The 24,901-nt window shown below is 64.8% G+C and carries 16 protein-coding genes and 3 tRNA genes; 16 read left to right on the forward strand and 3 right to left on the reverse strand.

Features of this window, described 5'->3' with window-relative positions; translation table 11 throughout:
* The first annotated feature begins 204 nt into the window (after positions 1 to 204).
* From gltB to eno, 5 genes are all read left to right on the forward strand, one after another.
* Positions 205 to 4,653 (forward strand): glutamate synthase large subunit, encoded by a 4,449-nt coding sequence (gene gltB / locus HALO32_RS09840; RefSeq protein ID WP_151443688.1) that lies wholly within the window; start codon positions 205 to 207, stop codon positions 4,651 to 4,653.
* 47 nt (positions 4,654 to 4,700) lie between these two features.
* Positions 4,701 to 6,122, forward strand: coding sequence for an FAD-dependent oxidoreductase (locus tag HALO32_RS09845; protein ID WP_151443690.1), 1,422 nt, complete (start codon positions 4,701 to 4,703; stop codon positions 6,120 to 6,122).
* A gap of 308 nt (positions 6,123 to 6,430) precedes the next feature.
* Positions 6,431 to 8,086, forward strand: coding sequence for a CTP synthase (locus HALO32_RS09855; protein ID WP_151443694.1), 1,656 nt, complete (start codon positions 6,431 to 6,433; stop codon positions 8,084 to 8,086).
* Positions 8,087 to 8,100: 14 nt separating this feature from the next.
* Complete coding sequence (kdsA, locus tag HALO32_RS09860) at positions 8,101 to 8,958, forward strand: 3-deoxy-8-phosphooctulonate synthase (RefSeq protein WP_151443823.1); 858 nt, start codon at positions 8,101 to 8,103, stop codon at positions 8,956 to 8,958.
* A 65-nt stretch (positions 8,959 to 9,023) separates the two neighbouring features.
* Complete coding sequence (gene eno / locus HALO32_RS09865) at positions 9,024 to 10,316, forward strand: phosphopyruvate hydratase (RefSeq protein WP_151443696.1); 1,293 nt, start codon at positions 9,024 to 9,026, stop codon at positions 10,314 to 10,316.
* Positions 10,317 to 10,819: 503 nt separating this feature from the next.
* On the opposite strand, the gene fdxA is transcribed toward eno, so the two are convergent.
* Together fdxA and mutS are read right to left on the reverse strand one after the other, a co-directional pair.
* Positions 10,820 to 11,143: a ferredoxin FdxA gene (fdxA, locus tag HALO32_RS09870; protein ID WP_151443698.1), complete on the reverse strand. Its 324-nt coding sequence runs from the start codon at positions 11,141 to 11,143 to the stop codon at positions 10,820 to 10,822.
* Between the two features lie 163 nt (positions 11,144 to 11,306).
* Complete coding sequence (mutS, locus tag HALO32_RS09875) at positions 11,307 to 13,883, reverse strand: DNA mismatch repair protein MutS (RefSeq protein ID WP_151443700.1); 2,577 nt, start codon at positions 13,881 to 13,883, stop codon at positions 11,307 to 11,309.
* 143 nt (positions 13,884 to 14,026) lie between these two features.
* Here mutS and HALO32_RS09880 point away from each other — a divergent pair, with 143 nt between their 5' ends.
* From HALO32_RS09880 to HALO32_RS09920, 9 genes are all read left to right on the forward strand, one after another.
* Positions 14,027 to 14,539 (forward strand): CinA family protein, encoded by a 513-nt coding sequence (locus HALO32_RS09880; RefSeq protein WP_151443701.1) that lies wholly within the window; start codon positions 14,027 to 14,029, stop codon positions 14,537 to 14,539.
* Between the two features lie 130 nt (positions 14,540 to 14,669).
* Entirely contained in the window at positions 14,670 to 15,737 is a 1,068-nt protein-coding gene (gene recA, locus HALO32_RS09885) for a recombinase RecA (RefSeq protein ID WP_151443702.1), read from the forward strand.
* 3 nt (positions 15,738 to 15,740) lie between these two features.
* Positions 15,741 to 16,220, forward strand: coding sequence for a regulatory protein RecX (locus tag HALO32_RS09890; RefSeq protein ID WP_151443703.1), 480 nt, complete (start codon positions 15,741 to 15,743; stop codon positions 16,218 to 16,220).
* A 339-nt stretch (positions 16,221 to 16,559) separates the two neighbouring features.
* Entirely contained in the window at positions 16,560 to 19,169 is a 2,610-nt protein-coding gene (gene alaS / locus HALO32_RS09895) for an alanine--tRNA ligase (protein WP_151443704.1), read from the forward strand.
* A gap of 105 nt (positions 19,170 to 19,274) precedes the next feature.
* The gene (locus HALO32_RS09900) at positions 19,275 to 20,525 is read left to right on the forward strand and encodes an aspartate kinase (protein WP_151443705.1); all 1,251 of its coding nucleotides are present in this window, start codon (positions 19,275 to 19,277) and stop codon (positions 20,523 to 20,525) included.
* 199 nt (positions 20,526 to 20,724) lie between these two features.
* The gene (gene csrA / locus HALO32_RS09905; protein ID WP_089712664.1) at positions 20,725 to 20,919 is read left to right on the forward strand and encodes a carbon storage regulator CsrA; all 195 of its coding nucleotides are present in this window, start codon (positions 20,725 to 20,727) and stop codon (positions 20,917 to 20,919) included.
* A gap of 109 nt (positions 20,920 to 21,028) precedes the next feature.
* A tRNA-Ser gene (locus HALO32_RS09910) sits at positions 21,029 to 21,121 on the forward strand.
* A 21-nt stretch (positions 21,122 to 21,142) separates the two neighbouring features.
* Positions 21,143 to 21,219: transfer RNA gene (locus HALO32_RS09915), tRNA-Arg, on the forward strand.
* Between the two features lie 70 nt (positions 21,220 to 21,289).
* A tRNA-Arg gene (locus tag HALO32_RS09920) sits at positions 21,290 to 21,366 on the forward strand.
* 172 nt (positions 21,367 to 21,538) lie between these two features.
* Here HALO32_RS09920 and HALO32_RS09925 read toward each other — a convergent pair.
* Complete coding sequence (locus HALO32_RS09925) at positions 21,539 to 22,558, reverse strand: tRNA dihydrouridine synthase (protein WP_151443706.1); 1,020 nt, start codon at positions 22,556 to 22,558, stop codon at positions 21,539 to 21,541.
* 171 nt (positions 22,559 to 22,729) lie between these two features.
* Between HALO32_RS09925 and HALO32_RS09930 the strand changes: the two genes are divergently transcribed.
* Entirely contained in the window at positions 22,730 to 22,984 is a 255-nt protein-coding gene (locus tag HALO32_RS09930) for an OadG family protein (protein WP_151443707.1), read from the forward strand.
* Between the two features lie 55 nt (positions 22,985 to 23,039).
* Positions 23,040 to 24,899 carry a sodium-extruding oxaloacetate decarboxylase subunit alpha gene (gene oadA / locus HALO32_RS09935; protein WP_151443708.1) on the forward strand — a complete coding sequence of 620 codons (1,860 nt, stop codon included), beginning with the start codon at positions 23,040 to 23,042 and terminating at the stop codon, positions 24,897 to 24,899.
* Positions 24,900 to 24,901: the final 2 nt, after the last annotated feature.

The raw sequence follows: 24,901 nt of genomic DNA on the forward strand, positions 1-24,901 counted from the left end.
TTCTGTTGCAAGTACTGGATTTGTCGATGGTTTTGCGTGGCGTGACCGGCGCGGAATCTTGCGCGGCGGGAGGGCCTCTGGCTATGCTGGCTGGCCTTTTGTCGAGCAGTCGTGTGGGCGCTCCGGGTGCAGAATAAAAAAATAAAACCGGGCACTATGCCACGCAATGATTGTGAAAAAAACCCTTTAATCCGAGGCACGCCCATGAACAGAGGTCTTCATCAGCCCGGCGAGTTCCGCGACAACTGCGGGTTCGGCCTGATCGCTCACATGGAGGGCCAGGCCAGTCACGACCTGCTCAAGACGGCCATCGAGTCCTTGACCTGCATGACTCACCGAGGCGGTATCGCGGCCGATGGCAAGACCGGCGATGGTTGCGGGCTCCTGCTGCAGATGCCGGATACCTTCATGCGCGAGGCGGCCGGCGAAGCGCTGGGGGTCGCCCTGGGCGAGCACTTTGCCGTGGGCGTGGTATTTCTGCCCGACGACGATGCCCGCGAGGCCCGCGGCCGTGAGACCCTGGACGCTGAACTCGAGGCGCGTGGTCTGCGTGTGGCGGGCTGGCGCGACGTGCCCGTGGATGCCAGCGTCTGCGGGCCCATGGCACTCGACTGCCTACCGCGTATTCGCCAGCTGTTCGTCGAGCCGGGGGGAGAGGATGCCGCCCAGTTCGACGTGGATCTGTTCATGGCCCGCCGCCGCGCCGAAGAGGCACTGCGTGATGACGAAGACTTCTATGTCTGCTCGCTTTCCCGCGAGGTGGTCTCCTACAAGGGATTGATGATGCCGGTGGACCTGCCGGCCTTCTATCCTGATCTGGGCGACGAGCGCCTGGAGACCGCGATCTGTGTCTTCCACCAGCGCTTCTCTACCAACACCGCGCCACGCTGGCCGCTGGCCCAGCCGTTTCGGCTGCTGGCCCACAACGGCGAGATCAACACCGTGGAGGCCAACCGGGGCTGGGCCAACTCGCGCAAGGAGAATTTCGTCAGCGAGCGGCTGCCCGAGATCACCGGGCTCGACGAGATCGTCAACACCACCGGCTCGGACTCCTCGAGCATGGACAACATGCTCGAGGTGCTGCTTACCGGTGGCATGGAACTGCACCGCGCGGTGCGCATGATGGTGCCGCCGGCCTGGCAGAACGTGGAACTGATGGACGGTGACCTGCGTGCCTTCTACGAATACAACTCCATGCATATGGAGCCCTGGGACGGCCCCGCCGGGGTAGTAATGACCGACGGTCGCCAGGCGATCTGCATGCTCGACCGCAACGGCCTTCGACCGGCTCGCTGGGTGATCACCCGCAACGGCTACATCACCCTGGCCTCGGAGATCGGCACCTACGGCTACAAGCCCGAGGACGTGGTGGCCAAGGGGCGTGTGGGCCCGGGCCAGATACTGGCCGTGGACACCCAGACCGGTGAGGTACTGCACACACCGGACATCGACGAGCGCCTCAAGTCTGCCTATCCCTACAAGCGCTGGCTGAAGCAGGAGGCCCAATACCTGGAGTCGGCGCTGACCGAGCTCGCCAGCTTCCACAACATGGACCCCGAGGCCCTGCGCACCCAGCAGAAGATGTTCCAGGTCAGCTTCGAGGAGCGCGATCAGGTGCTGCGGCCGCTAGCCGAAAGCGGCCAGGAGGCGGTGGGGTCCATGGGTGACGACACGCCCATGGCAGTGCTCTCGGGCAAGCAGCGGCTGCTCACCGACTACTTCCGCCAGAAGTTTGCTCAGGTCACCAACCCGGCCATCGATCCGCTCCGCGAGGCGATCGTGATGTCGCTGGAGACCTGTATCGGCGCCGAACTCAACGTCTTCAAGGCGACACCGGAGCATGCCCATCGCATCATTCTGACCACGCCGATCCTCTCGCCGCGCAAGTTCGCCGCCCTGGTGAACCAGGAGGATCCGGCCTTCAGGAGCCATACGCTGTCGCTGGGCTATGATTCCCAGGAGATGGGCCTCAAGGTGGCAATCCATGCGCTCTGTCGGCAGGCCGAGCAGGCGGTCAACGATGGCAAGGTGATCCTGGTGCTCAGCGATGCCGAACTGGACAAGGGGATGGTGCCCATCCATGCGGCGCTGGCCGTGGGCGCGGTACACCACCATCTGGGACGCCTGGCCCTGCGCCCGCGTTGTAACATCGTGGTGGAGACCGGCTATGCTCGCGACGCTCACCAGATGGCGGTGCTGTTTGGCGTCGGCGCGACCGCGGTCTTCCCCTGGCTGGCCTACCAGGTCATGGCCGACATGCACCACACCGGCGAGCTGGTCGGCAACCCTGCGGATGCCCGCGAGAACTATCGCAAGGGTCTGCAGAAGGGGCTGTTCAAGATCCTCTCCAAGATGGGGATCTCGACGCTCGCTTCCTATCGCGGCTCTCAGCTGTTCGAGGCGGTGGGCCTGGCCTCGGAAGTGGTCGACCTCTGCTTTACCGGCATGGCCTCGCGTATCGAAGGCACCGGCTTCAGCGAATTGCAGCTGCAGCAGGAACTGCTGGGACGCGATGCATGGACGCCGCGTAAGGACGTCGCCCAGGGTGGCCTGATGAAGTACGTCCATGGCCACGAGTACCACGCCTACAATCCCGATGTGGTCATGTCCTTGCAGGAAGCGGTTCAGCAGGGCGATTACACCAAGTGGAAGAAGTTTGCCCGACTGGTCAACGAGCGCTCACCGGCCACCCTGAGAGATCTGCTGAAGCTCAGGCCGGCCGCCGAGCCGCTGCCCCTGGAAGAGATCGAGGCGGTCGAGGACCTGCTGCCGCGCTTCGATAGCGCCGGTATGTCCCTGGGCGCCCTGTCGCCGGAGGCACACGAGGCGCTGGCCCAGGCCATGAACGAGGCCGGCGGACGCTCCAATTCCGGCGAGGGGGGCGAGGATCCGGCCCGCTACGGCACCATTCGTTCCTCGAAGATCAAGCAGATCGCCTCCGGGCGCTTCGGCGTGACGCCGGCCTACCTGGTCAATGCCGAGGTGCTGCAGATCAAGGTGGCCCAGGGCGCCAAGCCCGGCGAGGGCGGCCAGCTGCCCGGTGGCAAGGTCAACGAGCTGATCGCCCGGCTGCGCTACTCGGTGCCCGGCGTAACGTTGATCTCGCCGCCGCCGCACCACGACATCTACTCCATCGAGGACCTGGCGCAGCTGATCTTTGACCTCAAGCAGGTCAATCCCGATGCCCAGGTGTCGGTAAAGCTGGTGTCCGAGCCCGGTATCGGCACCATCGCCACCGGCGTGGCCAAGGCCTACGCCGACCTGATCACCGTTTCCGGCTACGACGGAGGCACCGCAGCCAGCCCGTTGACCTCGATCAAGCACGCCGGCAGCCCCTGGGAGCTCGGCCTGCCCGAGGTGCACCAGGCGCTGCGCATCAACGGCCTGCGCGACAAGATTCGCCTGCAGACCGACGGTGGCCTGAAGACCGGCCTCGACGTGGTCAAGGCGGCGATTCTCGGCGCCGAGAGCTTCGGCTTCGGTACCGCGCCCATGGTGGCACTGGGCTGCAAGTACCTGCGTATCTGCCATCTCAACAACTGCGCCACCGGCGTGGCCACCCAGATGCAGTACCTGCGCGACGAGCACTTCCGCGGCACCGTGGACATGGTCAAGCACTACTTCCGCTTCATCGCGGAGGAGGTGCGCGAGCTGATGGCCCTGCTGGGCGTGCGCAAGCTCACCGACCTGATCGGCCGCACCGACCTGCTGGAGGTGCTGGAGGGTGTCACGGCTTCCCAGCGCAAGCTCGACCTGTCGGGCCTGCTGGGCAACGATTTCGTGCCGAAGGGCGCGCCGCAGTTCTGTGAGGTCAGCCGCAACGCTCCCCACGACCCGGGCGCCAAGAACCAGGAGGTGCTGGCCGCCCTCCAGGAGGCGATCGAACGGAAGAGTGGCGGTGAGTTTTCCTTCACCATCACCAACTGCGACCGCAGCGTCGGGGCGCTGATTTCCGGGGCCATCGCCAAGCGCTACGGTGAGGCGGGGCTCGAGGATGCGCCGGTCACCGCCCGCTTCACCGGCGTGGCCGGCCAGAGCTTCGGGGTGTGGAACGCTCGCGGCCTCAACCTCTACCTGGAGGGCGATGCCAACGACTATGTCGGCAAGAGCATGAACGGCGGCAAGGTGGTAATCGTGCCGCCCGCCGGCAGCGCCTTCGAGAGCCACCGGACCGCCATCGTCGGCAATACCTGCCTTTATGGCGCCACCGGCGGCAAGCTGTTCGCCGCCGGCACCGCCGGCGAGCGCTTCGGGGTGCGCAACTCCGGCGCCCATGCGGTGATCGAGGGCGCCGGCGATCACTGCTGCGAGTACATGACCGGCGGCATGATCTGCGTGCTCGGTGAGGTGGGCGTCAACTTCGGGGCGGGCATGACGGGCGGCTTCGCCTACGTGCTCGACGAGGACCGCACCTTTGTCGACAAGTACAACCATGAACTGGTGGAGATCCACCGGGTGAACACCGAGGTCATGGAGGCCTATCGGCGTCATCTGCGGGAAGTCATCGAGGAGTATGTGGCCGAGACCAATTCCGCGCGCGGCCGCGAAATGCTCGAGGACTTCAGCGACTGCGTCCGTCACTTCTGGCTGGTGAAGCCCAAGGCCGCGAGCCTGGGCAGCTTGCTGGCTGAATCCCGGCGACGGCCTGAATAAGCCGCCGAGACGACGATATCGCCACGCAGACACCAGGAGCAGAGACCATGGCTAACCGCTTAAGCAACGATTTCCAGTTTATCGACGTGGGTCGTCAGGACCCGCAGAAGAAAGAGGCGCGCACCCGAGCCAGGGAGTTCGCCGAGATCTATGAGCCCTTCAAGCCCCAGGAGGCGGCCAGCCAGGCACACCGCTGCCTGCACTGCGGCAATCCCTACTGCGAGTGGAAGTGTCCGGTCCACAACTACATCCCCAACTGGCTGCAGCTGGTGAGCGAGGGCAACATCCTCGAGGCGGTGGAGCTTTGCCATCGCACCAACTCGCTGCCTGAGGTGTGCGGGCGAGTCTGTCCCCAGGATCGCCTCTGCGAAGGCGATTGCACCCTGAATGACGGGTTCGGGGCGGTGACCATCGGCTCGGTGGAGAAATATATCACCGACACCGCTTTCGCCATGGGCTGGCGCCCGGACCTTTCCCGCGTCACCCCGACCGGCCGCAAGGTGGCGGTGATCGGTGCCGGCCCGGCGGGGCTGGGTTGCGCCGATATCCTCATCCGCAATGGTGTCACGCCGGTGGTGTTCGACAAGTATCCGGAGATCGGCGGGCTACTGACCTTCGGTATTCCCGAGTTCAAGCTGGACAAGACGGTAATGGAGCGTCGTCGTGCCGTCTTCGAGGAGATGGGCATGGAGTTCCGCCTCGGTGTCGAGATAGGCAAGGACATCGAGTTCGACAGTCTGCTCGAGGAGTATGATGCCGTCTTCCTGGGCATGGGCACCTACAAGTACATGGAGGGTGGCTTCCCCGGCGAGGACCTGCCCGGCGTGTACAAGGCGCTCGACTACCTGATCGCCAACGTCAACCACTGCCTGGGCTTCGAGAAGGACCCGCGAGACTACACCTCATTGAAGGGGCAGCGCGTGGTGGTGCTGGGCGGTGGCGATACTGCCATGGACTGCAACCGCACGGCCATCCGCCAGGGTGCCACCAGCGTGACCTGCGCCTATCGCCGTGACGAGGAGAACATGCCGGGTTCCAAGCGCGAGGTGGCCAACGCTCGCGAGGAGGGGGTGGAGTTCCTGTTCAACCGCCAGCCGGTGGCGGTGGTCGGCGAAGGCAAGGTCGAGGGCGTCAAGGTGGTGCGAACCCGCCTGGGCGAGCCCGACGAGAACGGCCGGCAGCGCCCGGAGGTGGTGCCCGGTTCCGAGGAGATCATTCCCGCCGATGCCGTCGTCGTGGCCTTCGGCTTCCAGCCGAACCCGGCTCCCTGGTTCGAGACCGTGGGGATCGAGATCGATGAGCGTGGCCGGGTCATGGCCCCGGAAGAGGGCGGGACCCATGCCTTCCAGACCACCAACGAGAAGATCTTCGCCGGCGGCGACATGGTGCGTGGCTCCGATCTGGTAGTCACCGCCATCTACGAGGGCCGCCAGGCCGGTGAGGGTATCCTCGACTATCTGGAGGTGTGAGCTCTCGACGACTCGAAGCCGCTGGTTTCGGTGGCTTTGCTCCCGCGGCTTTCCCGGCGACAGGTCTACGAGGGGGCGCTGTGAACCCCTCCCTGGGCGCTACCGACGCCATCCCTGGCGTAGGACCCCCTCTACGACCTGCCCCCGGCGCCGCTGGCTTCGTAAACAACGCTTGCCAAGTATCTGCGGCGGAGACTTCATACTGCTCGGCGCTGAAATTGAGCCTTTGGTCGCATTCTGCTAGTCTGTCATCCCATCCTGGCGCGGCTTTCTGCCGTGCCTACCGATCACGTTCCGACAGGTTTTCCATGACACGATATATCTTCGTGACCGGCGGCGTTGTGTCCTCTCTCGGCAAGGGCATCGCGTCGGCCTCGCTGGCGGCGATTCTCGAGGCGCGCGGCCTCAGGGTCACCATGCTCAAGCTCGATCCCTACATCAACGTGGATCCGGGCACCATGAGCCCCTTCCAGCATGGCGAGGTGTTCGTCACGGAGGATGGCGCCGAGACCGACCTGGACCTCGGCCACTACGAGCGCTTCATCCGCACCAAGATGACCCAGGCCAACAACTTCACCACCGGTCGTGTCTACGAGCACGTGCTGCGCAAGGAGCGCCGCGGCGACTACCTGGGCGGTACCGTGCAGGTGATCCCGCATATCACCGACGAGATCAAGCGTCGCGTCTATGCCGGCGGTGAGGGCTTCGATGTGGCACTGGTCGAGATCGGCGGTACCGTGGGCGACATCGAGTCGCTGCCCTTCCTGGAATCGATCCGCCAGATCCGCAGTGAACTGGGCGCCAGCCGGGCGATCTTCATGCACCTGACCCTGGTGCCTTACATCAAGACGGCGGGCGAGACCAAGACCAAGCCGACCCAGCACAGCGTCAAGGAACTGCGCTCCATCGGCATCCAGCCCGATATCCTGATCTGTCGCAGCGAGGTGGAACTGGAGGAGACCGAACGGCGCAAGATCGCGCTGTTCACTAACGTCGAAGAGCGTGCCGTCATTCCGCTGCAGGACGCCGACACCATCTACCGTATCCCGTTGATGCTCCATGAGCAGGGTCTCGCCGATATCGCCTGCGACAAGCTGCGCCTGGAAGCCGACGAAGCCGATCTCGGCGAGTGGGTTCATGTGCTCGACGCCAAGCTCAACCCGCTCAAGTCGATCAATATCGCCATGGTCGGCAAGTACATGGAACTGCTCGACGCCTACAAGTCCCTCAACGAGGCGCTGATCCACGCCGGTATCCAGACCCGCGTCAAGGTCAACGTCGACTACATCGACTCCGAGGACATCGAGCGCCACGGCGCCGAGCGCCTGGCCGGCAAGGATGCCATCCTGGTGCCCGGTGGTTTCGGCGAGCGCGGTGTGGAAGGCAAGATCGCCACGGCCCGTTTTGCTCGCGAGAGCGGCATTCCCTATCTCGGCATCTGCCTGGGCATGCAGGTGGCGGTCATCGAATTCGCACGCAACAGGGCCGGCTGGGAGGATGCCAACTCCACCGAGTTCACCCACGACACCCAGCATCCGGTGATTGGTCTGATCACCGAGTGGCTCAGTCCGGAGGGCAAGGTCGAACTGCGGGACGCGGCCTCCGACCTTGGCGGCACCATGCGCCTTGGCGGCCAGGTCTGCCAGCTGAAGGCCGGCAGCCGGGCGCGTGCCGCCTACGGCAGCGACGAGATCGTCGAGCGCCACCGCCATCGTTTCGAGGTGAACAACCAGTTCATCGACGAACTCGAGCAGGCCGGCCTGGTGGTTTCCGGCAAGAGTGTCGATAACACCCTGGTGGAGATGGTCGAACTGCCGGACCACCCCTGGTATGTTGCCTGCCAGTTCCACCCGGAGTTCACCTCCACGCCGCGGGACGGCCATCCGCTGTTTACCGGTTTCGTCAATGCGGCGCTGGAGCACAAGGCGGCACGTGTTCGCGCGCAGTCCTCCCATCAGGAGTGAAGCCCATGTCTGTCATGACCGAGTCTGCCCCAGAGCGTCATATTTCGATTGCCGGCCTCAAGGCCGGCAATTCTTTGCCGCTGATGCTACTGGGCGGCATGAACGTACTGGAATCCCGCGAGCTGGCCCTCGAGGTCGCTCAGGCTTACGCGGCGGTGACAAGCCGCCTCGGCATGCCCTACGTCTTCAAGGCGAGCTTCGACAAGGCCAATCGCAGCTCCATCCACTCCTTCCGCGGCCCAGGCCTGGAGAAGGGGCTGGAAATCCTGGCCGACGTCAAGGCGCGCTTCAACGTACCGATCATCACCGACGTCCATGAGCCCTGGCAGGCCGCCCCGGTGGCCGAGGTCGCCGATATCATCCAGTTACCGGCCTTCCTGGCGCGCCAGACCGATCTGGTGGTGGCCATGGCCGCGACCGGGGCGGTGATCAATATCAAGAAGCCGCAGTTCCTGGCGCCTCAGGAGATGCGTCATATCATCCGCAAGTGTCGGGAAGCCGGTAATGAACAATTGTTGCTTTGTGAGCGCGGATCCAGCTTCGGGTATAATAATCTGGTCGTTGACATGCTCGGTTTTGGTGACATGAAGCAGACGGGCTATCCCCTGTTTTTCGATGTCACGCATTCGTTGCAGCGCCCCGGCGGTCGTGCCGAGAGTGCCGATGGGCGTCGCGCACAGGTGGCCGAACTGGCCAGGGCGGGGGTTGCCGTAGGATTGGCAGGGATCTTTCTGGAGGCACATCCCGATCCCGATTCGGCGCTCTGCGATGGCCCCTGCGCCTTGCCACTGGACCGTCTGGAGCCCTTTCTGGCCCAGGTCAAGGCACTCGATGACCTGGTCAAGGGGTTGGCTCCCCTCGAGATATCCTGACCGTTCATGAGGCTCATGCCCCCGATACGTCACGACCCTTACCCCAACAAGAAGGATCCATTGACATGACCAAGATCGTCGAACTTCACGCCCTCGAAGTGCTCGACTCACGCGGCAATCCCACCGTCCAGGCCGAGGTGCGCCTGGAGAGCGGTGCCGTTGGCGTGGCCTGTGCGCCGAGTGGCGCTTCCACCGGTTCTCGTGAAGCCCTGGAACTGCGTGACGGCGACAAGAGCCGCTACCTGGGCAAGGGGGTGCTGAAGGCCGTGGAGGCCGTCAATACGACCATCCGAGAGCGCCTGCTCGGCATGGATGCCCGTGACCAGCGCGGGCTGGATGATGCCATGCTGGTGCTGGACGGCACCGACAACAAGGCATCGCTTGGCGCCAATGCCATCCTGGCGGTGTCGCTGGCGGCAGCCAAGGCCGCGGCCAATGCCAAGGGCATGCCGCTCTACGCCCATATCGCCGAGCTCTACGGCCAGCCCGGGAAGTACCTGATGCCGGTTCCGATGATGAATATCCTCAACGGCGGCGAGCATGCCGACAACAACGTCGATATCCAGGAGTTCATGATCCAGCCGGTGGGGGCGCCCACCTTCCGTGAGGGCCTGCGCATGGGTGCCGAGATCTTCCATGCCCTGAAGAAGGTACTGGGTGCCAAGGGCCTGGCCACCTCGGTGGGTGACGAAGGCGGCTTTGCGCCGAACCTCGGCTCCAATGCCGAGGCCCTGTCGGTCATTCAGCTGGCCGTCGCCGACGCTGGCTATACGCTGGGCGACGACGTCACCCTGGCACTCGATTGCGCCTCCTCCGAGTTCTTTCGAGACGGTAAGTATGACCTCTCCGGGGAAGGCAAGGCGTTCGATGCTGCCGGCTTCGTCGATTACCTGGCCGAGCTGTGCGAGCAGTTCCCGATCGTGTCCATCGAAGACGGCATGGATGAGTCCGACTGGGAGGGCTGGAAGGCATTGACCGACCGGTTGGGAGATAAGGTCCAGCTGGTGGGGGATGACCTCTTCGTCACCAACACGAAAATTCTCAAGCGCGGCATCGACGAGCAGATCGGCAATTCCATCCTGATCAAGTTCAACCAGATCGGTTCGCTCTCCGAGACCCTGGAGGCGATTCGCATGGCCCAGGATGCCGGCTTCACCGCGGTGATTTCCCACCGCTCCGGCGAGACCGAGGACACCACCATCGCCGACCTCGCTGTGGGTACCTGCGCCGGCCAGATCAAGACCGGCTCGCTGAGCCGCTCTGATCGCGTCGCCAAGTACAACCGCCTGCTGGTCATCGAGCAGGCCCTGGACGGGCAGGTGGCCTATCCGGGACGTGCCGCGATCAAGGGTCAGTAAGCGAACGGTGTTGCCTTGTGCCTGATCTCTTGTAGGAGATCGCCTACAGGGAGGCGAGGAGATCCGCCATTCCTGCGTCGGACAGGCCCGACCCCTCACGGGGTCGGGCCTTTTCATTTGATTGATTTGAAAAGGGTTTGGTTTCCTCTGCGGAGAAGGGGCGGGCCGGGATGACCCTGGCCGACGCATCAGGGGCGGGGTTGTGCTGCAATGCGGCTATGCCACACTGCACTCGGGATGTGGGAGAGCGGGGATGCTCTTCCGGCAGGATGCAACGGGATGCGTGAAGTGATGCGCTTGGTACGGCAGGAGGCCGTTCCCGGGCAGGGAAGACATCACGGGAGTCGGGCGGAAGGAGCCGCTCGAGGATTGGCTGGGAGCGGGCGGCCTGCGGGTCGCCTTTTTGCCGAGTGTTCTCCTTCTTCGCTCAGGGCAGAGACGACGGCGCCGGATGTCATGAGACATCCGGCGCCGTCGTCTTTGGCTGTGACTGTGGCAGCGCTTCAGCGCTCGAGCAGTTCCAGCTTGCCCGGCTTGCCGTCCCACTCCTCGGCATCCTCCGGCGGGTCCTGTTTCTCGCTGATATTGGGCCATACCTCGGCCAACTCGGCGTTGATCTCGAGAAACTGCTCCTGGCCCTCGGGTATCTCATCTTCCGCGAAGATCGCCTCGGCGGGGCACTCCGGCTCGCACAGGGCGCAGTCGATGCACTCGTCGGGGTGGATCACCAGGAAGTTAGGGCCTTCGTAGAAACAGTCCACCGGGCAGACCTCGACACAGTCGGTGTACTTGCACTTGATGCAGTTCTCGGTGACGACGAATGTCATGCCAGTCTCCCATTCTCTGGCCGTGGCGGAGCGCGGCCGGTAGTAGATGATCCATATTCAGTTATAAGAAAAATCTTTCTTATAATGTATAAAGTTTGATCGGGCCATTCTAGTCGTGGCGAGGGCAGCCTCGCAAGCGCCGCTCGGCGCCATTGTCGGCCATTCACAGGGTCTTCTTCCAGCGGTAGAGCAGTTCCAGTGCCTGGCGGGGCGACAGCTCGTCGGGGTCCAGGCTGCCCAGCTGCTCGACCAGCGGATGGGGCGTGCTGGCAAAGAGGTCGGCCTGCCGAGGTTCTCCTGCGTCCGCCGTGACGCCAGGCAGCCGGCTACCCTGGTCGATTTCCTGCTGCTCCAGGGTGGCGAGCTTCTCCTTGGCACGGGCAATCACGCCTTGGGGGACGCCGGCGAGCTGGGCGACCTGCAGGCCGTAGCTCTGGCTGGCCGGGCCGTCCTCGACGCGGTGCATGAAGACGATTCCGTCGCGATGCTCCGCGGCCGTCAGGTGCACGTTGGCCACCCCCTCGGCCTGTTCGGCTAGCGCCGTCATCTCGAAGTAGTGGGTGGCGAACAGCGTGAAGGCACGGGTGCGGGTCAGGTGCTCGGCACTGGCCCAGGCCAGCGAGAGACCATCGAAGGTGCTGGTACCGCGGCCGATCTCGTCCATCAGCACCAGGCTTTCGTCGGTGGCATTGTGCAGGATGCTGGCGGTCTCGGTCATCTCTACCATGAAAGTGGAGCGCCCGCCGGCCAGGTCGTCCGAGGAGCCGATACGCGTGAAGATTCGGTCCACCGGCCCGATGATGGCGGTGTCCGACGGCACGAAGCTGCCGGTGTGGGCGAGCAACACGATCAGCGCCGCCTGGCGCATGTAGGTGGACTTGCCGCCCATGTTGGGGCCGGTGATGACCAGCATGCGTCGCGTATCGTCAAGCACCAGGTCGTTGGGCACGAAGGGTGTCTCGGTGACCTGTTCGACAACCGGGTGACGGCCGCCGCGGATATCGATGCCGGGCGACCGGGATAGCGTCGGGCGCACGAAGTCCAGGGTCCGGGCGCGCTCGGCGAAGGCGCACAGCACGTCCAGTGCCGCCAGTGCTCGCCCGGTGCCCTGAAGTGTGGCGAGTTCCACGTTCAGGGTGTCGAGCAGGCCGTCGTAGAGCAGCTTCTCCCGGGCCAGGGCGCGGGATTTGGCCGAGAGGGCCTTGTCCTCGAACTCCTTGAGCTCGGGAATGATGAAACGCTCGGCGTTCTTCAAGGTCTGGCGACGAATATAGTCCGCCGGGGCGTCCCGAGCCTGGGCCCGCGGGATCTCGATGTAGTAGCCGTGAACCCGGTTGTAGCCCACCTTGAGGCCAGGTAGCCCGGTGCGCTCGCGCTCACGGGTCTCCAGGCGAATCAGGTAGTCGCCGGCGTGCTCGGCGAGTCCCCGGTGCTCGTCGAGCTCGGCGTCGAAGGCCTCGGCGATCACCCCGCCGTCGCGGATCACCACCGGCGGGTTCTCCACCAGGGCGCGGGTCAGGGTATCGGCCAGCGCCGGGAAGGGGTGGATATGGCGCCGGAGCTCGTCCAGTGCGCTGCCCTCGCCGTAAGCCTGTAGCTCGGCCTGGAGACCGGGAAGGGCGATCAGGGCGTCGCGCAGGCGAGCCAGGTCGCGCGGTCGCGCGCTGTAGAGGGCCACCCGGGCCAGGATTCTTTCCACATCGCCGATCGCCTTGAGCGACTCGCGCAGAGGGGCGAAGCCTTCGTCGTCGAGCAGCAGTGCCACCGCCGCCTGGCGGCCTTCGACCTGAGCGCGGTCGCGCAGCGGACGATTGAGCCAGCGCTTGAGCAGCCTTGAGCCCATGGCTGTGGCGGTGGTGTCGAGCACGCTGGCCAGGGTATTGTCGGCGCTGCCGCCGAGGTTTATGTCGATTTCGAGATTGCGACGGCTGGCGGCGTCGATCACCACGGCATCATCGCGACTCTCCACGCCGATGGCGGTGACATGGGGCAGGGCCGTGCGCTGGGTGTCCCGGGCATAGTCGACCAGCACGCCGGCCGCGGTGATGGCGGCTTCCAGGTGGGCACAGCCGAAGCCGCGCAGATCCTGGACCTGGAACTGGTCGCACAGGGTGCGCGTCGCGCTCTCGAGGTCGAACAGCCAATCGCTCTGGCGACGCAGGCCGCGACGCCCCTCCAGGGCGGTCGGCAGGACCAGGCTTTCGGCCAGGAGCAGCTCGGCGGGATCGAGACGCTGCAGTTCGGCAAGCATCTCGCTTTCGCCCTCGACCTCCAGCACATTGAAACGGCCGCTGGAGAGTTCCAGCCAGGCCAGCCCCCAGCGCGCGCCGAGCGGGGCCACGGCGACCAGCAGGTTGTCGCGGCGGGCATCGAGCAGTGCCTCGTCATACAGGGTGCCGGGGGTGACGATCCTCACCACGCGGCGCTCCACCGGCCCCTTGCTGGTGGCCGGATCGCCGATCTGCTCGCAGATCGCCACCGATTCGCCGGCGGCCACCAGGCGCGCCAGATATCCTTCGGCGCTGTGGTAGGGCACGCCGGCCATGGGAATCGGTTGGCCCGCGGACTGGCCGCGCTGGGTCAGGGTGATGTCGAGCAGGGCGGCAGCGCGTCGTGCATCATCGAAGAACAGCTCGTAGAAATCGCCCATGCGATAGAAGAGCAGCACCTCGGGGTGCTCGCGCTTGATCTTCAGGTACTGGCTCATCATGGGGGTATGCTGGGCACTGGCCTGTGACATCGAATTCCTGCTCTGGCGAATGGCGGGGGTCTACGTCGGATGCGTCATGCATGTCGCTGACAAAGCCGTTATTGTACGGAAAAGTCACCGTGCACGCGCGGCCGACATCGGGTCGCTCGGTACGAATGTCCAGGAGTTGAACCATGGCCACCCCTGTCTCCCGCCTGAACGATCTCGATCTCACGGTCCTCGCCGAGCGCCTGGGCGAACTGTGCCGCCAGCATGGCATCACGGTCACTGCGGCCGAGTCCTGCACCGGGGGCGGCGTGTCCAGCGCCATCACCGCCGTGGCGGGCAGTTCCGACTGGTTCGAGACCGGCTACGTGACCTATGCCAATGGCGCCAAGGCTCGCCTGCTGGGCGTGCCGGAGGCGCTGCTGGCCGAGCATGGGGCGGTGAGCCGCGAGGTCGTCGAGGCGATGGTGGCTGGCGCCTGCCGCGACAGCGGCGCCGGGCTCGGCGTGGCAATCAGCGGGGTGGCCGGCCCCGGCGGCGGCAGCGCCGACAAGCCGGTGGGGACCGTCTGGCTGGCCTGGGGCGACACCGAGCGGGCCGAATCGGCCTGCCATCACTACGACGGCGAGCGTGCCGCCGTACGCGAGCAGGCGGTGCGCGAGGCGCTGATCGGCCTGGTGCGGCGACTGGAGCCACGCTGACCTCTGTCGGAACGCACCAACGTGGTCGCAGCGCTGGCCGCGTGGGGTTTTTTTCGCCATACTACTGTGCAGTCATACAGTGTTTACCGGCCATCGTTACCTTCATTCGCTATCTTTCAGGAGCTCCTCCATGGCTAAGGACGAAAACCGCAGCAAGGCGCTCGACGCCGCCCTTTCCCAGATCGACCGTCAGTTCGGCAAGGGCACCGTGATGCGCCTGGGCGACACCCCGCGCGTGGTGATGCCCTCGGTCTCCACCGGCTCGCTGGGCCTGGACATCGCCCTGGGTATCGGTGGCCTGCCGCTGGGTCGGGTGGTCGAGATCTTCGGTCCCGAATCCTCGGGCAAGACGACCCTGACCCTCTCGGTGATCGCCCAGGCCCAGAAGCAGGGAAAGACCTGCGCCTTCATCGATGCCGAGCACGCGCTCGATCCCAGCTACGCCGAGAAACTCGGCGTCAATCTCGATGATCTGCTGGTCTCCCAGCCGGACACCGGCGAACAGGCCCTCGAGATCTGCGACATGCTGGTGCGCTCCGGCGGCGTCGACGTGATCATCATCGACTCGGTGGCGGCACTGACGCCGCGCGCCGAGATCGAGGGCGAGATGGGGGATTCCCACGTGGGCCTGCAGGCACGTCTGATGTCCCAGGCACTGCGCAAGATCGCCGGTAACATCAAGAACGCCAATTGCATGGTGGTCTTCATCAACCAGATCCGCATGAAGATCGGCGTGATGTTCGGTAGTCCCGAGACCACCACCGGCGGCAATGCGCTCAAGTTCTACGCCAGCGTGCGCCTGGATATCCGCCGCACCGGCTCCGTCAAGCAGGGTGACGAGGTCACCGGCAACGAGACGCGGGTCAAGGTGGTCAAGAACAAGGTCGCGCCGCCGTTTCGCCAGGCGGAGTTCCAGATCCTCTACGGCAAGGGGATCTATCATGCCGGAGAGGTGGTCGATCTGGGCGTGCAGTGCAAGCTGATCGACAAGGCGGGTGCCTGGTACAGCTATCAGGGCAACAAGATCGGTCAAGGCAAGGCCAATGCCGCCCAGTTCCTCGAGGACAATCCGGCGGTGATGGAAGAGATCGAGAGCCAGATCCGCGCCCAGTTGCTTGCCCCGGTGGAGCCCAAGAAGGAAGAGGCCGCCGACGAGGCGGTTACCACCGAGGTCGGCCGCGACGACGACCCGTCATAAGCCATGCTGGGCCAGCCCTCTGGCGGCGAGTCGTCGCCTCGTGACGATGCCATCCGCCTGCTGGCGCGACGGGAGTATTCGCGCCTGGAACTGGCCGAGCGCCTGGCGGCCAAGGGGCATGCGTCCGAGAGCATCGCCGAGTGCCTCGATGAGCTGGCCGATCAGGGGCTGCAATCTGACGATCGTTTTGCCGAGAGCTTCCTGCGCTCACGCATCCTGCGGGGCCAGGGGCCGCTGAAGATCGGTGTCGAGCTCGAGCGGCGCGGCCTCGGTCGGGAGGTGATCCGTCACGCCTTTGCCGAGAGCGAGCAGGCCGGCGAGGGTGACTGGTTCACCCTGGCCTGCGAGTCGCTCGCGAAGCGCTTCACCGGGCCCGGCGATTCGCCTCGCGAGCGGGCCCGCCGCGAGCGCTTCCTGGCCCAACGTGGCTTCGCGTTCGACCAGGTACGCCACGCCCTGGAACACGCGTGGGATAATGCTTGACGTTTCGTACTGTCACTCGGGGCTGATCCGGCGACAGGCGCTTCGAGGAGGCGCTGTGAACCCTTCCCTGGGCGCTACCGATGCCCTGCTTCGCTCTCGCGTCCCGCTCCGCTTGCAGGACCGGTGCTGGCCATCCATGGCCAGCCCGTTCGGAGCGGTGCTCCTCACCCCTGGCAAAGGACCTCCTCTTCGACCTGTCCCCGGCGCCCCTCGCTATGAGCGGCCGTGCTAGCTGGCGCCCCTTTAGTCCATTGCCAACTGCGCTATAATGGCGGTTTTGCGAAAGCCCCGGGTGGTCTCGTTGCGGACGGCCACCTCGCCCATCGCCACGGATACCCCATGAAAAGCGCAGACATCAGACAGGCCTTCCTGAGTTATTTCGAGGAGCACGGTCATACCGTCGTGCCCTCCAGCTCTCTGGTTCCCGGCAACGACCCGACCCTGCTGTTCACCAATGCCGGCATGGTGCCGTTCAAGGACGTCTTCCTGGGCCGCGACCCTCGCCCCTACGTGCGTGCGGCCTCGTCCCAGCGCTGCGTGCGTGCCGGCGGCAAGCACAACGACCTCGACAACGTCGGCTATACCGCCCGCCACCACACCTTCTTCGAGATGCTGGGCAACTTCAGTTTCGGTGACTACTTCAAGCGCGATGCCATTCGCTTCGCCTGGGAATTTCTCACCGAGACTCTAGGCCTGCCGAAGGAGAAGCTGTGGGTCACCGTGCACGTCAGCGACGACGAGGCCGAGCGCATCTGGAAGGAGGAGATGGGCATCGACCCAGAGCGCTTCTCCAGACTCGACGAGGACAACTTCTGGCAGATGGGCGACACCGGTCCCTGTGGGCCCAGCTCCGAGATCTTCTTTGATCATGGCCCCGAGGTATGGGGTGGGCCTCCCGGCAGCCCGGAAGAGGACGGCGATCGCTACATCGAGATCTGGAATCTGGTGTTCATGCAGTTCGACCGCGACGCGGCCGGGACCCTCAATCCGCTGCCCAAGCCCTCCATCGATACCGGCATGGGCCTGGAGCGTATCGCCGCGGTGATGCAGGGTGTGCACTCCAACTACGAGATCGACCTCTTCCAGAACCTGCTCGAGGCCGCGGCCCTCGCCACCGGCCATAACGACACTTCCACGCCATCGCTGCGGGTGATCGCCGACCATATCCGTTCCTGTGCCTTCCTGATCGCCGACGGGGTGCTGCCCTCCAACGAGGGGCGCGGCTATGTGCTGCGCCGCATCATCCGTCGTGCCATCCGCCACGGCCACAAGCTGGGTGCGCGCGGCAACTTCTTCCACAAGCTGGTGGGCGCGCTGGACGTCGAAATGGGTGACGCCTTTCCGGAACTGCGTGAGGCGCGTCACCAGATCGAGCGCATCCTGCTCAAGGAGGAGGAGCAGTTCGCCCGTACTCTGGAGCACGGCATGGGCTTGCTCGAGGAAGCCCTGGCCGGACTCGAGGGCGACACCCTGCCCGGCGCGACGGTCTTCAAGCTCTATGACACCTATGGCTTCCCCTACGATCTGACCGCCGATGTCTGTCGCGAGCGCGGCGTCAGCCTCGATGAAGCCGGCTTCGAGCGCGAGCTGGAAGCCCAGCGCGAGCGAGCTCGGGCGGCCAGCCAGTTCGGTGCCGACTACGGTGCGGCGCTGGACCTCGAGGGCGAGACTGCCTTCACCGGCCATGAACGGCTTGAGGACAGGGCTACCGTCACCGCTCTGGTCGACCGGGAGGGCAATCCCCTGGCGCGGCTCGAGCCGGAACAGCGCGGCGTCGTGGTGCTGGATCGTACGCCCTTCTACGGCGAGTCCGGGGGGCAGGTGGGCGATACCGGCTACCTGGAACTCCCGGGCGGCCGCTTTCTGGTCACTGACACCCAGAAGCAGGGCGGCCACCACCTGCACCATGGTGTGCTGCTCGAGGGAGAGCTGGCAGTGGGCGCCGAGGTCCACCCGCGGGTCGATGCCGGCCTGCGCGCCGCCACGGTGCGCAACCACTCTGCGACGCACCTGATGCACAAGGCGTTACGCATGGTCCTGGGTGACCACGTGCAGCAGAAAGGCTCGCTGGTGACGCCCGAGCGGCTGCGCTTCGATTTCAGCCACTTCGAGCCCATGACGCCACAGCAGCTCGCCGAGGTGGAGCGACTGGTCAACGAGCAGATCCTCGCCAACGCTCCGACCCGGATCCAGCAAATGAGCCTCGACGAGGCCAAGGCCAAGGGCGCCGCGGCGCTGTTCGAGGCCAAGTACGCCGACAATGTGCGGGTGCTGACTATCGGTGCCGACGACTTCTCCATTGAGCTGTGCGGCGGCACCCACGTGGCGCGCAGCGGCGACATCGGCTGCTTCCATATCGTCAGCGAAGCGGGCGTCGCCTCCGGTGTGCGCCGTATCGAGGCGATCACCGGCGAGGGGGCGCTGGCCTGGTTCCACGAGCAGGAGGCCCGCCTCAATCGCATCGGCGAGCACCTCAAGGCCAAGCCGGAAGAGGCCGAGGAGCGGGTCGTGTCGCTGCTCGAGCGCAACCGCACCCTGGAGAAGGAGCTCGAGCGCCTCAAGGCCAAGCTGGCCAGCGCCGCCGGCAATGACATGGTCAATGACGCCCGCGAGGTCAAGGGCGTCAAGGTACTGGCCAAGCGCCTCGAGGGTGTGGCCGCCAAGGAGTTGCGCGGCATGCTCGACCAACTCAAGAACAAGCTTGGTTCCGGCATCGTGGTGCTGGGCGTGGCCGATGCCGAGTCCGGCAAGGTCAGTCTGATCGCCGGCGTCACCGATGATCTGACCGACAGGGTCAAGGCCGGCGAGCTGGTCAACCACGTGGCGGCCCAGGTCGGCGGCAAGGGCGGTGGCCGGCCTGACATGGCCCAGGCCGGCGGCAGCGACGTCAAGGCGCTGCCCGGGGCACTTGCGAGCGTCCCGGCCTGGGTCGAGGAGCGACTCCACTAAGGGCTTGCAGGGCCGGCGGCAGTGAAGCCCCGGCCCTCGTCATTTCTACTCACCTTTCACTCATCTGAGCGCTATCCGCACTCGACGCACGAGGGAAATCGGCATATGGCACTATACGTACAGAAATTCGGCGGCACCTCGGTGGGCTCCGTGGAGCGCATCAAGGCCGTGGCCGAGAAGGTCAAGGGCTTTCGCGACAACGGCCACCAGGTCGTCGTCGTGGTCTCCGCCATGAGCGGCGAGACCAATCGCCTGATCGGCATGGCCAACGAGATCAACGACGAGCCGACGCCGCGCGAGATGGACATGCTGGTCTCCACCGGCGAACAGGTGACCATCTCGCTGCTGGCCATGGCCCTCCACAAGATCGGCGTGCCGGCGACCTCCTATACCGGTTCCCAGGTGGGCATCCAGACCGACAGTGCCCACACCAAGGCACGCATCCAGCGCATCGAGACCGATGAACTGCAGGCCGACCTGGATGACGGGCAGGTGGTGGTGGTGGCCGGTTTCCAGGGCGTCGACGAGGAGGGCAACATCACCACCCTCGGTCGCGGTGGCTCCGATACCACCGGGGTGGCGCTGGCGGCGGCATTGAAGGCCGATGAGTGTCAGATCTATACCGATGTCGACGGTGTCTACACGACCGATCCTCGAGTCTGCTCCAAGGCTCAGCGCCTCGACACCATCACCGTCGAGGAGATGCTGGAACTGGCGAGCCTGGGCTCCAAGGTCCTGCAAATCCGCGCCGTCGAATTCGCCGGTAAGTACAATGTCCCGCTGCGTGTGCTGTCCAGCTTCGAGGGCGGTCCCGGCACCCTGATCATTGCAGACTCCGATAAAGACGAGGATTCCATGGAAGAACCGCTGATTTCCGGCATTGCCTTCACCGACAATGAAGCCAAGCTGACCCTGCTCAACACGCCCGACGTGCCGGGTGTCGCCTCGCGCATCCTGGGGCCGATCGCCGATGCCAACATCGAGATCGACATGATCGTTCAGAACGTGGCGCCGGCCGGTGACTACACGGACTTTACCTTCACGGTGGCCAAGGGCGACTACAAGCAGACCATGAAGATCCTCCGGGATCAGGTGATCCCCGACCTGGGGGGCGGCGAGCTGCGCGGAGACGACAACATCGCCAAGGTCTCGCTGGTGGGGGTGGGCATGCGTTCCCATGCCGGGGTGGCTTCGAAGTTCTTCCGCGTGCTGGCCGACGAGAACATCAACATTCGCATGGTCTCCACCTCCGAGATCAAGATCTCCGTGGTGATCGACGAAAAGCACATGGAGCTGGCGGTCAAGTCGCTGCACAAGGCCTTCGGCCTCGACAAGAGCGATATCGAGGCCGAATAAGGCTCCCTCGAGCCGACGACACCTTCTACGCTTGTAGGGAAGTCCGCGACACCCGCACCACAGGGCTTGCTTTCCGTGGGGTGCGGGTGTGTCGTGGACTGGTGCCATTGGTCAGGGACGATGAGTTGTCGCACAATGTCCTTTCGTCGTTTCTGCCGGCGAGCATCCCGTAGCCATAAGTCTGAGAAGGAGATCAGTCATGCTCATCCTGACCCGCCGAGTCGGCGAAACCCTGATGATCGGTGATGACATCACCGTGACCGTCCTTGGCGTCAAGGGCAATCAGGTCCGTATCGGCGTCAATGCCCCCAAGGATGTCGCCGTGCATCGTGAGGAGATCTACCAGCGCATTCAGCGCGAGAAGGCCGACTCCGGTCTCGAGAGCGATGACTAGCGCACGGGCAATCGAAGGGGAAGAGCCAGCGCTCGGCCATGTCGAAAAATCCCTCGGGGTCACTGGACGATGGCCTTCTAAAACGGTAGGATACGCACCGTGCCGATGAGGAGAGGTGGCCGAGTGGCTGAAGGCGCTCCCCTGCTAAGGGAGTAAGGGGTTTATAGCCTCTTCGAGGGTTCGAATCCCTCCCTCTCCGCCATTGTCGTCACGCCAAGGTCAAGCGCCCGTAGCTCAGCTGGATAGAGTACCTGACTACGAATCAGGTGGTCGGAGGTTCGAATCCTCCCGGGCGCGCCATCTTGATTTCGAATGCCATCGGCATGGTGCTGATGCATTCCTGCAATGAATCCGTTCATTGTCGTTCTACGCGCCCGTAGCTCAGCTGGATAGAGTACCTGACTACGAATCAGGTGGTCGGAGGTTCGAATCCTCCCGGGCGCGCCAGATCTTGACCCGTCCTCACAGCGAGGGCGGGTCTTCTGTTTTTCAGGCCTGCTATACCGGGGATTCCCGTGATACCGAGGTCCCCAGCGTTCTGCTAGCCGGGTCGGGCTTCCTCAAGTGCCGGCCCAGCGATCGTTTGAGGCGCCGTTGCTATGCGACGTGCGTCTCTTTTTTATGTGCGGCTGTTTTCTTGAGAGGGTTCGCCCTCAGGCCATCTCGGTCCGGTGGTCGGCGTGAGGATAGGCAGAAGGGCGGGCGGAGGTCGCAGAGGTTCGAGTCCCCGAAGCAGGGCGTCAAGATCGCGAAGGCGTTTCACCCCCTGGAAGCGGCAGGCGGCCTCGTCGTCGCGCTGGCGCATGTGGTTTAGCCACTGCTTGATCAGGGCAGTGACAACGCGTTCGGGAAGTGTGCTACGCTGCAATGCAGCAAATTCGGCAAGAATCCCTGCCCGGACACGCCACGGCGTTTCGGGCAAGCGCTCGCCCGTCGTCTGCCAATGGCGGATGCGATTGGCCAGCCAGGGGTCGGCCAAGGCGCCGCGGCCCAGCATCACGTCGCGGCACCCGGAGAGGGTGCGGGCTTTCCAGTAGTCCTCGAGGGTCCAGATGTCGCCGTTGGCGACCACCGGGATGGCGAGGCGCTGGTGGATGCGACCGATCCATTCCCAGTGGGCGGGTGGGCGGTAGCCCTCGTCGCGGGTGCGGCCATGGACCACCAGTTGCCGAGCGCCGGCCTCCTGGGTGGCCAGGGCGCAGGCCACGGCCTGGCGTCGATCGGAGAAGCCCAGGCGGATCTTGGCCGTCACCGGGATCTGGTCCCCCACGGCCCGGGATACCGCCGACACGGCGGCGTGAACCCGTCGCGGGTCGCGCAGCAGCGAGGCGCCGCCATCGTGGCGGTTGACCAGCTTGGCCGGACAGCCGAAATTGAGATCCAGGCCGGTGGCGCCGAGGCGCAGGGCCTGGCGAGCATTGGCCGCGAGGGTGTCGGGGTCAGAGCCGAGTAATTGCAACTGCACGGGGATGCCGCTCGGCGTAGTGACGCCGGGGCGGGCCAATTCCGGGCAGTGCCGATGGAAGACGCGCGGCGGCAGGCAGGCATCCACCACGCGCACGAACTCGGTTACTACCCAGTCAAAGCCGGGCGTGCGGGTCAGCAGGTCGCGGGTCACCGCATCGATGACCCCTTCCATGGGCGCTAGGCCGATCCGCCCTTTATGTAGTAAATTAACAACGCTGACTTCCACCATGACGCCATTGTAATCTGTCGAGGATGTGGCAGGTTATAGCATCTTAAAAAATGCGCAAGCCGGTGTTTCACGTGATATCAAGGCTAATTACGCGCAAGAAGCAGGAGAATTCGCATGCAGGACACGCAGCTGCTCAACGAGGGGCTTGCCCTGATGGGCGTGGGCATGGGCTTTGTCTTTGTTTTTCTTACCGTGCTCGTGATCGTCACCACCCTGATGTCCAAGGTCATCGGCCGCTTCTTTCCCGAGCCTGTCGCGCCCCCGGCGCCGGCACGCGGACGTGCCGAGGCTGCGTCTAGCCAGGACGATGACGTGATGGTCGCCATCAGCGCCGCGGTGCATCGCTATCGCCGTCGCCATCGCCGCTGAGGCAACCGCTCTCGCTTCCCTCCCCCCTTTCATTCATAACGACAAGGTCACGACCATGACTGACAAGACACGCCCACTTGGCATCACCGATGTCGTCCTGCGCGATGCCCACCAGTCGCTGTTCGCTACCCGCATGCGCCTCGACGACATGCTGCCCATCGCCGAGAAGCTCGACCGCGTCGGCTTCTGGTCGCTGGAATCCTGGGGCGGGGCCACTTTCGACGCCTGTATCCGCTATCTCGGCGAGGATCCGTGGGAGCGGATACGGGCGTTGAAGGCGGCCATGCCCCATACGCCCCAGCAGATGCTGCTGCGCGGCCAAAACCTGCTCGGCTACCGCCACTACGCCGATGATGTGGTGGACCGCTTCGTCGAGCGGGCCAGGACCAACGGCGTCGATGTCTTCCGCGTCTTCGACGCCATGAACGACCCGCGCAACCTCGAGCGGGCCATCCAGGCAGTACGCAAGGTCGAGGGCCATGCCCAGGGCACGCTCTCCTATACCGTGAGCCCGGTGCACACCCTGGACGGCTGGGTCGAGCTCGGCAAGACCATTGCTGCCATGGGCGCTGACTCCCTGGCCATCAAGGACATGGCCGGCCTGCTCAAGCCTTACGACGCCTATGAGCTGGTCACCAAGCTCAAGGCCGCCGTGGATATCCCCATCCACATGCAGTGCCATGCCACCACCGGCATGTCCACCGCTACCGCCCTCAAGGCCGCCGAGGCGGGCATCGACAACGTCGATACCGCCATCTCCTCGATGTCCATGACCTATGGCCACAGCCCCACCGAGTCGCTGGTGGCTATCCTGGCCGGGACCGAGCGCGACACCGGGCTGGACCTCGAACTGCTCGAGGAGATCGCCGCCTACTTCCGCGAGGTGCGCAAGAAGTACGCCGCCTTCGAGGGCTCGCTCAAGGGCATCGACTCGCGCATCCTGATCGCTCAGGTACCGGGCGGCATGCTCACCAACATGGAAGGCCAGCTCAAGGAGCAGGGTGCCGGCGACAAGCTTGACGACGTGCTCAAGGAGATCCCGCGCGTGCGCGAGGACCTGGGCTTTATCCCGCTGGTCACCCCCACGTCGCAGATCGTCGGCACCCAGGCAGTGATGAACGTGATGATGGGTGAGCGCTACAAGTCGATCTCCAAGGAGGTTCAGGCGCTGCTCAAGGGCGAGTACGGCGCCGCGCCGGCGCCGTTCAACGAAGAGCTGCAATCCCGCGTGCTGGAAGGCGGCGAGCCGATTACCTGCCGCCCGGCCGATAACCTCAACCCCGAGATGGACCGGCTCACCAAGGAACTCAAGGAGAAGGCCAAGGCCGAGGGCATTCGCCTGGCCGAGGGCGAGCGCGAGGTCGACGATGTGCTGACCTATGCGCTCTTCCCGCAGATCGGCCTGAAGTTCCTCCAGAATCGCGACAATCCCGATGCCTTCGAGCCCGCGCCCCAGGCCCCCGGGAAGGCGATCCCCGAGGCCAGCGCCAATCTGCCGGCCTCTTCACAGAAGGGCGGGTACCAGAATAAAGCAGCCGAGGCCAAGGCGCCGGCGACCCAGGGCGCGGCGTCGTCCGGGCCCGAGACCTATACCGTCAAGGTCAACGGCAAGACCTATGTGGTCGAGGTCGCCGAGGGCGGCGAGGTCGGCAATGTTCAGGAACAGGCAGCACCTGCCCAGCCGGAAGCCGCGCCGGCGTCCAGTGGTGAAGCGATCACTGCGCCGCTGGCCGGCAATATCTTCAAGGTCAACGTGCGCGAGGGCGACAGCGTCGAGAATGGGGATGTGGTGATCATCCTCGAGGCGATGAAGATGGAGACCGAGGTACGTGCCGCCAGCGCCGGCACCGTCTCCGCCGTCAAGGTCAGCGAGGGTGACAGCGTCGCCGTCGGTGACGTCCTGATCGAGCTCTAAGG

Source organism: Halomonas lysinitropha, assembly GCF_902500215.1.
In the GTDB taxonomy this organism is placed as follows: domain Bacteria; phylum Pseudomonadota; class Gammaproteobacteria; order Pseudomonadales; family Halomonadaceae; genus Halomonas; species Halomonas lysinitropha.